The sequence below is a fragment of the Corynebacterium sp. HMSC074C01 genome (genome assembly GCF_001814605.1).
Lineage (GTDB): Bacteria > Actinomycetota > Actinomycetes > Mycobacteriales > Mycobacteriaceae > Corynebacterium.
In genome coordinates this window covers 76,599-89,503 of record NZ_KV817272.1, presented here as the reverse complement: position 1 = coordinate 89,503, position 12,905 = coordinate 76,599, and the positions used below count along the sequence as shown (strand labels likewise).

Sequence of the window (12,905 nt, the reverse complement as noted above, 5' to 3'; positions counted from 1 at the left end):
CAACCAGGCCGGCGTGAACGTTGGCGCACTGAGCTCGAAGTAAGCCAGCGCTTCTAGCCCCTCCTTGCGGAGGGGCTTTTTTAATCCCAGACCGGGCTGGGGAGGGGGACTGGCGGTCTACCGTCGAGAGGCAGCCACGCCATGCGTCCCTCGATGCGATCGATGCGTCCGCGATACGTGGGGCGGGCGGGGTCATCGTCATTGATGGCGTTGTGGTACTTACATAACGGCACGAGATTGTCGAGGTTCGTCGGTCCGCCATCCTGCCACCTTCTGATGTGGTGCATCTGGCATTCCGCGGCCGGTCTTGTGCAGCCGAGCCAGGCGCACGTCGGATGCTCTGCGCAGAGCAGGAGCCGCTGTTTATCGTTGGCGAAGCGGCTGCCGTAATACACATTGACCGGCCCTTCCACCGGGTGAAAGAGGGAGACGAAGCCGCGCTCGGCAAACGTCGTGCGGAGGAACTCCGCGCCCGTCATCGTGCCGCCGTCGGTTGCCTGCAGAAGGATGTCATCGCCCTCGCCCCGCACAATCTTGTCCAGCTGCTCAAGGCGCACAATGACGTGCGCATGCAATGCCGGCTTCGGCGCGCCACTGCCGGAAAAGACCTCGTGGACTGCCTTGAGCAGGTCCTCTGATGTGGCTTTGAGCGTACCCACTAAATTGGCAATCGCGCGCGGGCGATCCGTGATGATGAGCTTGTGCATGCCGCCCGTGCTGCGTCGCACGCGGACGCCAGGAGTGGGCTCGGGAGTGAGCTCCGCGAGCCTGCGCTTCGCCACGTCCGCAATCTCACTCTCCGGAGTAGCGCACAATTCCACTCGTAGGTCCCAAGCCTGGCGCGAATTCTTGACGCGCGCGACGTGTCGTTCAATCTGCAGCAGCGTATCCAACGCATGGTTGGTCTCCCGGGCGCGGCGCTGCTTGGCGCTGAAAGCAGTCTGGCCAAAATACACGCGGTGGAGTCCCTCGAGCTGCCGCGCCACGCGCGGCGTCGCACCCAGCGCCATCATCTCCTCACGGGTGTGGCCAGCGCACAAGGATACGACGTGCATGCCGCGAGCGAGTACCCCGAGTAAGTCCCCCAACTTCATGACCCACACACTAAACCGGCCCGAACCGACCCGCAACCGGAACGCTAAAATCCCAGCTCAAACGCTCATTTGCAAGGGCGTAAAGGGGTGAAAGTAGGTCGACGGGTAGCCGACTATGGCAAAGATTCTAGGCGCGGGAGCGGGAAGCAAAGGCCGCGATGGCCCGCCAGCCAAAGAAGAACAGCGCGGACATCACGGTGGCCACGATGAGGAAGGACCAGTGCGGTAGGCGGCCGTTGACCAGCATCCACAGGGCCATGCCGCCAATGATGGCGCTCAGCCACACGACGACGCCCTCCTTCCACAGGCCGCTCAGCTTCGCCGCCATGATGATGACCCAGCCAACCAACGCGCCCACGGTCCACGGCCAGAAGGCATCAACCCAGGAGCTAAAACTCAGACCCCCGTGCGCCAGGCGGGCGAAGATGGCGAAGAGGGCGAGAGCGAGGACGTCGATAAGCGGGGCAACGCGCATTTAGGATTCCTTCCGGTTCAACGCCGCGTAAGAGAAGCCATCGCGGGCGTAATGGGCGAAGTAGATGACCCATCCAATGATAGTGATGAGCGCAAAGGAAATAAGCCGGTAGATGATGGCGGCGGAGGTGGCGTGCACCACGGTCAGGCCCGTGGCCACCAGCGGGGTGATGAGCGCGGCCTCCACCGTGCCGACACCACCCGGGGTGACCTGTGCGGAGCCAGCCAGCTTCGCGGCGAGGAAGGCCAGGGCCACACCGGCCAGGGTGGTGTCATCGGCACCGGCGCGCAGCCACGGAATCTCCCCGGTCACCGCCCACACGGAGGCCCACAGCGCTGCCATATCGGCCAGGCGGTGAACCAGCGACGTCCCAGCAACCACAGCAAAGGGGCCACGCGAAAGGTGGACCTCGCCCAAGTTGCGCACCTCTTGAATCGCACGGTCCCGCTTCGGGCCGGGCCGCAGCTTGCGCAGCCAGCGCTCAAGGGTCACCGGGTGCGAGGTCAGCCAGAAGATGCCCCCGAGCGCCGCGAGCATGAGGACAACCGTGGTGATCAGCGATCCCAGAGCCATATCCGCGTTGAGGAAAAATACCCCGCCCAAGCCAATGAGCGCGAGGAACATCGAGCTAATGATCGAGGATAAAAACAGGAAGTAGCTGCACAGCGCCACGGACGCACCCCAGCGGCGCTGCACCTGGAAGGTGAGCAAAGCCGAAAAGGCGGGGCCCGCCGGCAGAGTCGTGGACCACGCATTGGAGGCCAGCGTGATGGCGTAGGTCTCGCGCAGCGGCACCTTGACGCCGCCCGCGCCGATGAGCCGCTTCATCACCTCCGCCATGCCCGCGATGGAGAGCAGTGCGAAGAACACCACCAGCACCACGGGGAAAGGTTCAGCGTGGCGCAGGCGGCGCAATCCCTCGGAGATGAAGTCCAGCTGGTCGCGGAAGAACCACGCTAGCGCGGCCAGAATCAGCAGGGAGATTATCCAGGTCAGCCAGTTCTTCTTCATCGACCATCCGTGGACTTGAGGCGCTTGACCAGCTCGGAGAAGGGGATGAGCTCCGCGTCAGTGTCGGCGCTGCGGTCCCCGCGTACGGCGGCTTCGTTCGCAGTGCTTGGCGACGCCTCCTCGACCTGTTCAGCCGGCGCCACGGGGGAGGTGTGCGGTTCTGACTGTTCGGTGGACCCAGCCGAAGAACGCGGCTCGTCCCGCTCGGTAGTTAGGGCGGTGGACGGCGCAGCTTGTTCAGCCGGTGCGGCCTCTTCGTCGTTCAGCACTGGGGCGCTGGGCGTCGGCTCAGCAGCGGATGCGGTGGACAGGGCCGGTTCGGCAACCGGAGCGTTCTCGCCGCCGAGGCGATGGGTCAGGCGTGTGAGGAAGCGCGGTGCCCACCAGTTGTCCTCGCGCAGCAGGTGCATGACGGCGGGGACGAGGAGCATGCGGACGATGGTGGCGTCGATAAGCAGTGCAAAAATCATGCCGAAGGCGATGTACTTCATCATCACGATGTCGGAGAAGCCGAAGGCCCCCGCGACCACAATCATGATGAGCGCAGCCGCCGTGATGATGCCGCCGGTGTGCGCGGTACCCGCAGCGATGGCCTCGTCCGTGGAGGCACCCCGGCGGCGGGCCTCGACCATGCGCGAGACCAAGAAGACCTCATAGTCCGTGGACAGGCCAAAGACGATGGCGATGATGAGCACCAGAATCGGGCTCATCAGCGGGCCGGCGGTGAAGTTGAGCAGGCCGGAACCGAGGCCATCGACGAACATGAGCGTCAAGATACCCAGCGTCGCGCCCAAGGAAAGCAGCGTCATGATGATGGCCTTCAGCGGCAGGATGAAGCTGCCGAAGACCAGCGCCATGAGGATGAAGGTGGCTAGCACCACGTAGAGGGCCATCCAGGGCAGCGTGTCGAAGAGCGCGTCGAGGGATTCGACCTCCATGGCCGGGGTGCCGCCGACGTAGAGCTCCACGCCCTCCGGTGCCTCAATGTTCTCCAGCTCGTGGACGATCCGCGCGTAGTCCTCGCGGTCCTGAATACCGGCGCCGAGGACGGTGGTGCCGTCGACGGTCGCGGTCTTCGGGCCCATCGGCTCGGTAAGCCCCTGGATGGAGCGGGCCTGCATGACGACGTCCACAAGCTGCTCATTCGTCGCATTCTTCACCACCAGCTTGACCGGCTCGGTGCGGAAGGACGGGAATTGCTCGTTGAACTGGTCCTGCGCCACGCGCGCGTCCTGGTTGGGTGGCAGGTAGGTCTCGTTGATACCGCCGAATTTCACGCCCAGCACCGGCAGGGTCAGCGCGATGAGCAGCGCACAGATGGCGGTGGTCATTAGCCCCGCGCGGCCCATGGCCCAGCGCGGCATCCGGTACCACCAGGTGTCTTCGATGCGGCGCCCGCGGCGCGAAGTCTTGCGCACGGTCCACTTGTCGATGTTGGGGCCCAGCATGCCAAATAGCGAGGGCAGCACCGTCACCGACAGGAGTGCGGCGAGGCCCACCGCGGAGATGGAGCCATAGGCCACGGATTTGAGGAAGGCCTGCGGGAAGAGGAAAAGTCCAGAGAGGGATACGGCCACCATCGCGGCGGAGAAGACCACGGTCTGGCCGGCGGTGGCGGTGGTGATCGCCACGGCCTCCTTGGTATCGCGGCCCTTGTCCAGCTCCTCGCGGAAGCGGGAGACCATGAACAGGCCGTAGTCAATGGCCAGGCCCAAGCCCAGCAGCGTGACGACGGCCTGCGCAAACACGTTGACCTGCTGGAAGCCAGCCAGGATCGAGAGGATACCCAGGGAGCCCAGGATGGACAGGCCGCCCACGACGAGCGGCATGAAGGCCGCGACGACGGAGCCGAAGACAATCAGCAGCAGCAGTCCGACGAGCGGCAGCGCGGCCTTCTCCGCGCGGGAGATGTCCTTGGCCATGCCCTCATCCAGCGCGTCAGCCACGGCGGTGGCACCCGCTACCTGTACCGGCAAGTCGCTGGAGTGCAGCGAATCCTCGATGGCGCGGAAGTCCTTGAGGGTCTGTTCGCCGTCGCCCTTCAGACCGATGGCGGCGAAGGCCGTGGAGTGGTCCTGCGTGATGAGGTTCGGGTTGCGCTTATCAAAGTAGCTGGTGACGGAGTCGATTTGCTCCGGATGGTCAGTTTGGAGTTGGTCTAGGAAGGCCTTGGCCTCAGCGGCGTGGGCATCGGGGTCGTCGAAAAGCAGGATGACGTCGCCGGAGTTGTCGCGGCCGAAGGTCTCCAGCTCGATCTGTGCCGCGCTTGTCGACGCCGCCCCTGGGTCCTCCCAGCCCTCCTGGCTCATGCGCTCCTCAAGGCGCGTGCCGAAGCCGACAAAGAGGCCGAGGATGAGCCCGACGATGATGAGCGGGATGACCTTGCGGTGGGCATAGGAGAAGCGGCCCCAAGAATAAAACATGCGGCTCCTAACTGTGCTCGGGCGCGCGCTCCGGAAGCAGCGCGGACAGCGGGCGGAAAGGCTGCAGCCAGGCGCCGCCTGGAGGCAGGTTGTCCAGGTTCACGCGCGGCAGCGGTTCGCGGAAGACACCCTCGATGTCTTCGAGGTCGACGAACTCGATATCGGGATGGGTCAGCGCCCAGGAGGTGTGCTCGTGGAATCCAAGCACGCAGGTGGGCAGGCCGGAAGCGGAGAGCTGCTCAAGCAGGTGCTGGAAGTTCTGGCCGTCGGCAGAAGCCACGATGACACCGGAGAGGTTCTCGCGGTTGGCCTTGATGTATTCGACCATGTCGGGGTCGACATCATCGTCCTCGTGGAGCTTTGGCTTGGCAAACACGGCGAAGCCGACGTTGCGGATAGCCTCGACCCAGGGGCGGATGACGTCGGCGCCGCCGGGGCTGACGTTGGTGAAAACGGCGGCCTCAGGGGTGGCGTCGTTATCGAAGGCCAGGTCCACCAGCCAGCGGCCGATGGCGTCGAAACGCGGGCGGTAGGCGGCGGTGGGGCGCCCCCCGAGGATGGCGCCGAGCCCCATGTCCATGTTGGGTGCGTCCCACACCAGAAGGTAGGTTCCGGCCATTACTTCTTCTCCCACAGGTACTCGGTGATGACGTGTTCCTTATCCAGGCCTTTGCCCTCAAACTTGGTGATGACCTGGCGGTCGGTGAGGATGGGGCACTCCGGCCAGGGCCAGCCCTTGTAGTCGAGGGAAGGCTCGACCTCGACGAGCTCGTTAATCCACTCGGCGTAGCCGGCGTGGTCGGTGGCCACGTGGAGCACGCCGCCCGGCTTGAGGCGGGAAGCGAAGAGGTTGAGCGTGCCGGATTGGATGATGCGGCGCTTGTGGTGGCGGGCCTTGGGCCACGGGTCCGGGAAGAAGATGCGGATGCCGTCGAGGGACTCGGGCGCGAACATGCGCATGAGAACTTCGATGCCATCGCCGCGGACCATGCGGATGTTCTCAATATCGTTGCGGACGATGCAGCCCAGCAGCTTGGCCAGGCCCGGCTTGTAGAGCTCGACGGCAACTATGTTGGTGTCCTTTTCCAACGGGGCCATTGCAGCCGTGGAGGTACCGGTGCCGGAGCCGATCTCGACGATGGTCTTCGCCCCCTCGCGGCCGAACCAGGCGGGGATGTCGAGGGGTTCGTCGGCAAGCAGGCGTCCCAACTGAGGCCAGTGCTCCTCGAAGAGGGCGTTCTGGTTGTCAGTGAGGGTGCCGCGACGGAAGGTCACGTTGCCGAGGCGTGGGTAGTCCAAATCATTATTGAACTCGGCGTTGAAATCCGTCTGGAGGCCGCGGCCGTGAGGCATCTGCGCGGCGGGATTCTGGGAGGAGTCTGCACTATTCATCAGTTGACATTGTTCCCTTAAGCAGGGGTGAGGGGCAACGTGCCGCGCCGTGGACGGGTAAGTGGCTGTGTGACGGAGGTTTAAGCGGTGTGGGGGTAATGGGACGGGCGTACGGGATGGCTAAGCCAAAGGTTATTTACCCCTGTGCGGGGGTGTAATTGATGGTGGCGTGCCCTATTTCACACTTCGTTGTCCTTGGATTAGTCGGGGTGACCAGGGTGGATATAACCAGGGTGGGCTGTATTACACATTCTGTGATCACCAGTGCCCGTACTCTGGTTGGTGAAACGTCGATGGGGGCAACCGTCTGCATCGATGATTAAGAGCACCCTGGCCACACCGACCACAGGAGAATGTGAGATGACCGCAACCATTAAGGGCCTTGTAGGTGAACTGCCCACGAAGAACGAGAAGCTTATTTCGTGGATCAGTGAGAGCGTCGAGCTCTTCCAGCCGGAAGAGGTCGTCTTCGTAGATGGCTCCCAGGAGGAGGCTGACCGCCTCGCCGCCGAGCTAGTGGAAAAGGGCACCCTGATTAAGCTCAACGAGGAGAAGCGCCCGAACTCTTACCTGGCTCGCTCGAACCCGTCGGATGTCGCCCGCGTGGAGTCCCGCACCTTCATCTGCACCGAGACTGAGGAGGACGCAGGCCCCACCAACAACTGGGCCCCGCCGGCAGCCATGAAGGAAGAGATGACCGAGGCCTTCCGCAGTTCCATGAAGGGCCGCACCATGTACGTGGTGCCTTTCTGCATGGGCCCCATCAGCGACCCGGACCCCAAACTCGGCGTGCAGCTCACCGACTCCGCTTATGTTGTGCTCTCCATGCGCATCATGACCCGCATGGGCCAGCAGGCTCTGGACAAGATTGGTGAGAACGGCGATTTTGTCCACGCCCTGCACTCCGTTGGTGCTCCGCTGGAGCCGGGTCAGGAGGACGTCGCGTGGCCGTGCAACGAGAAGAAATACATCACGCAGTTCCCGGCGACCAAGGAGATTTGGTCCTACGGTTCCGGTTACGGAGGCAACGCCATCCTGGCCAAGAAGTGCTACGCGCTGCGTATCGCTTCCGTGATGGCGAAGGAAGAGGGCTGGATGGCAGAGCACATGCTCATCCTGAAGCTCACCAACCCGGAGGGCAAGAAGTACCACATCGCGGCCGCCTTCCCGTCCGCCTGCGGTAAGACCAACCTGGCCATGATCACCCCGACTATCCCGGGCTGGAAGGCCGAGGTCGTGGGTGATGACATCGCGTGGCTGAAGCTGCGCGAAGACGGCCTGTACGCCGTCAACCCGGAGAACGGTTTCTTCGGCGTGGCACCGGGCACCAACTACGACTCCAACCCGATCGCCATGAAGACGATGGAGCCGGGAAACACCCTGTTCACCAACGTCGCGCTGACCGACGACGGCGATGTCTGGTGGGAGGAAATGGGCGAGGCCCCGGAGCACCTCATCGACTGGCATGGCAACGACTGGACCCCGGCTTCGACCACCAAGGCTGCGCACCCGAACTCCCGCTACTGCGTGCCGATTACCCAGTGCCCGTCCGCTGCGCCGGAGTTTGATGACTGGAAGGGCGTCAAGATTGACGCCATCCTCTTCGGCGGCCGCCGCGCGGATACCGTCCCGCTGGTGACCCAGGCCTTCGACTGGAACCACGGCACCATGATTGGCGCCCTGCTCTCCTCCGGCCAGACCGCTGCCGCTGAGGGCAAAGTCGGCGCCCTGCGTCACGACCCGATGGCCATGCTGCCGTTCATGGGCTACAACGCCGGTGACTACCTGCAGCACTGGATCGATATGGGCGAAAAGGGCGGCGACCGCATGCCGGCCATCTTCCTGGTGAACTGGTTCCGCCGCGGTGAGGACCGCCGCTTCCTGTGGCCGGGCTTCGGCGAGAACTCCCGCGTTCTTAAGTGGATCGTGGACCGCATCGAGGGCAACGTCGACGCCGTTGAGACCGTCGTGGGCCACACCGCCCGCCCAGAGGATATCGACCTCACCGGCTTGGACTTCGACATCGAGGACGTCCGCGAGGCGCTTGCCGTGAACCCGGCCGATTGGGCTGGCGACATGGAAGACAACAAGGAGTACCTGACCTTCCTGGGCTCCCGCGTTCCGTCTGAGGTGTGGGACCAGTTCTCCGCCCTCAAGGAGCGCGTTGAGTCTGCCTCCTAGTCTTCGCATCTAAAGAATGCTCCCCTGCGGGGGAGCATTCGGCGTTTTCGGGGATTAAGCGCGCAGGACGAGGACCAGGTTAGAGGTGAGGAACTCGCGCAGCACCGGCACCTTGAGCACCCACCAGGCCCACCACGGGTGGTAGCGCGGGAAAGCTGCGACGAGCTCCGAACCACGCGACGATTCACGTCGCGCCCAGTCCAAGCCCTCGCGGGCGGAGAGCGCAAAGAGCGAGGTGCCGAAGACGTTCTTCGGTGGGTGGCCGTGGCGGCGGGTGTAGCGGTCGCGGGCGAACTCGCCGCCCACGTAGTGCTCCCACAGGCCGGTTTCGTGCCCGCCGAAGGGTCCCAGCCACACCGTGTAGCTCACGATCACCAGCCCGCCGGGCTTGGTTACGCGCAGCATCTCCTCGCCCATGTCCCACGGATTGGGGATGTGCTCGGCCACGTTGGAGGAATACGTGATGTCGAAGGTGTCATCCGCGAAAGGCAGGCGCGTGCCATCGCCGCGCACAGCCTGGGCCACCTCGATGCCGGCGGCGGACATCTCGCCCACGTCCGGCTCCAGCCCCACATAGCTGGCCCCGCGCTGGGCAAAAGCTGAAGCGAAATAGCCGGGCCCGCCCCCGACGTCGAGCACGCGCGCGCCGGTAAGGGACAAAGAATGGTCGCGGGAGAGGGTGTCGACAAGCGCGGCGGTGTCCTCAGCCAGCCCCCCATAAAAGATCGCGGGTGCTGTCTGCTCAAAACGGAAGGAGCGCAGCAGCCGCCAGGAGCGGCGCAGTGTGGCTAAGGCACGGGTGCGTTTCATAACCCACTAGGCTAAAGCATCGTCATGAAAATCCTTCTTTTGTGCTGGCGCGATTCCACCCACCCGCAAGGTGGCGGCTCCGAGCGCTACCTCGAGCGCGTCGGGGAATACCTCGCTGCCCAGGGCCACGAGGTGGTCTTCCGCACCGCGCGCCACATGAACGCCGCTAAGCGCGAGCGCCGCAATGGTGTGCTCTATTCGCGCGCCGGGGCCAAGTTCAGCGTGTACCCGCGTGCGCTGTTGTCGATTTTATTGGGGCGCCGCGCTTTGCGCGGCGCTGACGTTGTGGTGGATACGCACAACGGCATCCCCTTCTTCGCGCGCCTGGCGACCCGCGCGCCCGTGGTGATTCTGACGCACCACTGCCACCGCGAGCAGTGGCCGGTGGCCGGGCCCGTGCTGGCGCGGCTGGGGTGGTTCCTGGAATCTCGCGTCGTCCCCGCGCTCTACCGCCACAACACATGGGTAACGGTCTCGGAGGCCTCGAAGCGCGACCTGGAGAAGCTGGGGATCCACGGTGCGCACATCATTGAAAACGGCGTAGACACCCTGCCGGAGCACGTACCCACGCTGGAGCCCGAGGCCGATATCCACCTGGTGACCTTGTCGCGCCTGGTGCCGCACAAGCAGATTGAGCACGCCATGGACACCGTGGCGCGGATTCCGGGCGCGCTTCTCGACGTCATCGGTTCCGGCTGGTGGGAGTCCCAGCTGCGCGAGTACGCCCGGGCCCACGGGGTGGAAGACCGCGTGCGCTTCCGCGGTCAGGTCACCGAGGACTATAAACATGCGCTCCTCGCGCGTGCCGACGTGCACCTCATGCCCTCCCGTAAAGAAGGCTGGGGACTGGCAGTCATGGAGGCGGCCCAACATGGGGTTCCCACGGTGGGTTATACATTCGGCCTGCAAGACAGCGTTATCGACGGTGAGACCGGTGTCCTGGTGCAGCGCGAGGAGGAGTTCGCGCAAGCGGTGCGCACGCTTGTCGACGACCCCTCCCTCCGCCACCGTTTAGGCAACGCGGCGCGCGAGTTGGCGGCTACTTTTTCGTGGGAGAAAACCGGCGCGCGCTTCGAAGAACTGCTAGAAGCGGAAGTGCGCACCAGGCGGCGCTAAGCCCCCACGGGGCGGGTGCCGGTTGCGCGTTCGTGGTGGCAACGATGCCTCCCTTTTCGACGACTGCGCCCACGCCGAGTTCTTCTAATCGGTGGAGGTCGCGTTCACTCCAGGCCTCGGCGGCCGCGAGGTAATGCGGCGATGGCTCATCCACTGTCACACCGTCTACGGTGAGCTCGCCGGAGTCGAGCTTGTTGGCGGCTTTGGAGTAGGGGTCGAGGGCGATGCCGCCGTCGACTTCGACCATGGCGGGACGGTCGGCGAAGAAGGTCAGGCGCCCGTCGAGCTCTTCGATGAGCTGGCGGTCGATGCCCGTCTCTCGTGGCTTCAACACGGCGAGCTCCCGCGGGGCATCGGGGGCTTGGAGCAGGCAGGCACACAGGGCGAGCGCGGCCGGAAGCTGGCGCAGGGCTCCGATTCCCGCGACGGCCAGCGGCAGGGCGAGCAGGGTGAGCTTGGAGGAATCGCGCAGCAGGCCTGCACCGGGGATGTGCTCGATGGCGAAGGCAGTAAGCCCGGGTGTCAGCGCGCCGAGGATGGCCAGACCCATGCCGAGAACAGCCAGGACCGCGAGCGGGCGCAGCTCGCGCCGGGGCAGGCGGGAAGCCCCCAGGACGGCGAGGGCGGCAACAGCCAGGCCTGCCAGGGCGAAGCCCTGCTCGCGGGACGCTGGTACCGCCGCGGCATTCCAGATGCCGCCGAAGCCGAGCAGCGAGCCGACCGCCCCCACGTAGGCCTCCGCGCGCGGGGCAAAGGCCGCGGCTTGTGCTGCGGGTTCGCCGTGGGCGGCGGGGGCGGTGAGGACACCGCCCATGAAACTGGGGACCAACCACGGCAACCACAACAAGACTGAGCCGCCCGCGAAGAGCCACCTTCTTCGCCCTTCGCGCTCACAGGCAACCGCGATGAGTCCCCCGAAGAGCCCGCCGGTGGGCGTCAAGGACGCAACCCACAGCGCCAACCACGCCACGCGCGGGCGCGCAGTGAGGCAACCCCACGCGATCACGGGCGCTAACCAGGCGGCGACTGCCAACGACCACTGGCCCTGCAGGAGGCGCTCGATGACGAAAGGATTGGCCACCGCGCACGCCATCGCCGCGGCTGCTGCCCACGGGCTGAACTGTGTGCGCTGGCACGCCCACAGACCCGCCACCCACGCCGAGGCGCTCGCAGCAGCAAGGATGAAGACCCTGGCCAACCACACCCCGCCGAGCAGAGCCAGCATGCCATCCTGCGGGGCATTGCGCGCGGGCAGGTCACCGGCGCCGAAGGCGGCGGCGCTCAGAGCTGGGTGATCAAGCAGCACCATGTCGCGCCACAGGAACTCGCCGGGCAGCACAAAAGGCCAACACACGGCGAGCACGAGCACCACGCTCCACGCGCCGAGGGTGGTGCGCACCGTACGGGAAGTAGTCACGGGCGCCTACGCGCTCTGCGCCGAATGGCGGCGCATAAACATCGCGGCCGCCACCGCCAACAACACCACGCCGATGGCCTTGCCCAACCAGCCCACAAGGCTCAAGATCTTGACCGTGTCGATGACCCGGCGAACAGAGTCGAGGCGTTCGGTGCGGGTGGAGTCGGACCAGGAGAGGGGGACGTCGAGAAGCGCACGCTCCTGTGTGTCATCGGCGTCAACCATGGCCTGGGCCTGGCGCGCGTCAGTGGCCCAGAAGACGCGCGGGTGTTCCTCCTCGTTGAGGATGGTGCCCGTCGTGGGCTCTACCCATACCGTGCGGCTCACCGCGTAGAAAGGCTCGAGGATGACGTGCGAATTCGGCTTGAGGTTGTAGCGCTCAAGGGATTCCGGCGAGTAGAAATCCCCCGCCGGGCCGGAGCGCTGGTTGTCGAAGGCGAAGACCTCCGCGAGGGGAACCGGCGCGACATCCTGGTGGAAGACATAGGTCGGGATGCCGTCGAGCTTCTCATCGCGCAAAAAATCGATGGGGTCCGCGTCCTGGGTGAGCGGGTCGAAGAAAGGATAGGAGCGCTGCTCCGCGCCAGCGGGGAAGAAGTAGCTGATGCCATCGCGCTCGATCCGGTCCTCCACCTGCACGTCGAAGGCAGACAGCTCGATGTGCTGCGTGGTGTTCGGGCCCGCTACCGGGTAGGTGGACTCGCGGTTGAGCAGGGATTTCTCGGTGATGTGCGCGAAGGTCTCGCCATCTACGGTGAGCGTGGTGGTGGACTCAGCGTGGGCCACGGAATCCTTCTCCGCGGGGGCGGTAGTGGTGTGGCGGGTGAACTCGACCCCGTCCTGTTCCGCGCGGACCGTGATGTCGAGGTCCCTGGGCAATGGGCGGGACTGGTTGTTATACAGCGGCGGAAGGATGGACCCGAGTATGAGGAATACCGCGGCGGCAATCGTCACCTGCGCTAGGCGGGAGCGAAGGAACACGTCAG

Annotated in this window: 11 protein-coding genes; 2 read left to right on the top strand and 9 right to left on the bottom strand. The window is 65.0% G+C overall.

The window, feature by feature from the left end; genetic code table 11:
• Positions 1-80 precede the first annotated feature (80 nt).
• From HMPREF2978_RS04145 to trmB, 6 genes are all read right to left on the bottom strand, one after another.
• Positions 81-1,094, bottom strand: a complete 1,014-nt coding sequence (locus tag HMPREF2978_RS04145) for an HNH endonuclease signature motif containing protein (protein ID WP_070744230.1) — start codon at positions 1,092-1,094, stop codon at positions 81-83.
• A 127-nt stretch (positions 1,095-1,221) separates the two neighbouring features.
• Complete coding sequence (locus HMPREF2978_RS04140; RefSeq protein ID WP_046647585.1) at positions 1,222-1,569, bottom strand: DUF3054 domain-containing protein; 348 nt, start codon at positions 1,567-1,569, stop codon at positions 1,222-1,224.
• On the bottom strand, positions 1,570-2,580 hold the full coding sequence (locus tag HMPREF2978_RS04135) for a lysylphosphatidylglycerol synthase transmembrane domain-containing protein (RefSeq protein WP_070744228.1): 1,011 nt from the start codon (positions 2,578-2,580) through the stop codon (positions 1,570-1,572).
• Complete coding sequence (locus HMPREF2978_RS04130) at positions 2,577-5,003, bottom strand: MMPL family transporter (RefSeq protein ID WP_070744226.1); 2,427 nt, start codon at positions 5,001-5,003, stop codon at positions 2,577-2,579. The genes HMPREF2978_RS04135 and HMPREF2978_RS04130 overlap by 4 nt, the downstream gene beginning before the upstream one ends.
• A 7-nt stretch (positions 5,004-5,010) precedes the next feature.
• A complete protein-coding gene (locus tag HMPREF2978_RS04125; protein WP_070525892.1) occupies positions 5,011-5,622 on the bottom strand; it encodes an NYN domain-containing protein in 612 nt (203 codons plus the stop codon).
• Complete coding sequence (trmB, locus tag HMPREF2978_RS04120) at positions 5,622-6,395, bottom strand: tRNA (guanosine(46)-N7)-methyltransferase TrmB (protein ID WP_070525890.1); 774 nt, start codon at positions 6,393-6,395, stop codon at positions 5,622-5,624. Before trmB ends, HMPREF2978_RS04125 begins: the two co-directional genes overlap by 1 nt.
• 360 nt (positions 6,396-6,755) lie before the next feature.
• Here trmB and HMPREF2978_RS04115 point away from each other — a divergent pair, with 360 nt between their 5' ends.
• A complete protein-coding gene (locus HMPREF2978_RS04115) occupies positions 6,756-8,576 on the top strand; it encodes a phosphoenolpyruvate carboxykinase (GTP) (RefSeq protein ID WP_070744224.1) in 1,821 nt (606 codons plus the stop codon).
• 54 nt (positions 8,577-8,630) lie between these two features.
• Here HMPREF2978_RS04115 and HMPREF2978_RS04110 read toward each other — a convergent pair whose 3' ends face one another.
• Entirely contained in the window at positions 8,631-9,386 is a 756-nt protein-coding gene (locus tag HMPREF2978_RS04110; RefSeq protein WP_070744222.1) for a class I SAM-dependent methyltransferase, read from the bottom strand.
• A gap of 24 nt (positions 9,387-9,410) precedes the next feature.
• Here HMPREF2978_RS04110 and HMPREF2978_RS04105 point away from each other — a divergent pair, with 24 nt between their 5' ends.
• On the top strand, positions 9,411-10,502 hold the full coding sequence (locus HMPREF2978_RS04105; RefSeq protein WP_070744220.1) for a glycosyltransferase family 4 protein: 1,092 nt from the start codon (positions 9,411-9,413) through the stop codon (positions 10,500-10,502).
• Here HMPREF2978_RS04105 and HMPREF2978_RS04100 read toward each other — a convergent pair.
• Positions 10,426-11,919, bottom strand: a complete 1,494-nt coding sequence (locus tag HMPREF2978_RS04100) for an MmpA family trehalose lipid delivery protein (protein ID WP_070744218.1) — start codon at positions 11,917-11,919, stop codon at positions 10,426-10,428. The genes HMPREF2978_RS04105 and HMPREF2978_RS04100 overlap by 77 nt on opposite strands.
• Positions 11,920-11,925: 6 nt before the next feature.
• On the bottom strand, positions 11,926-12,900 hold the full coding sequence (locus HMPREF2978_RS04095; RefSeq protein ID WP_070744216.1) for a PorA family protein: 975 nt from the start codon (positions 12,898-12,900) through the stop codon (positions 11,926-11,928).
• Positions 12,901-12,905: the final 5 nt, after the last annotated feature.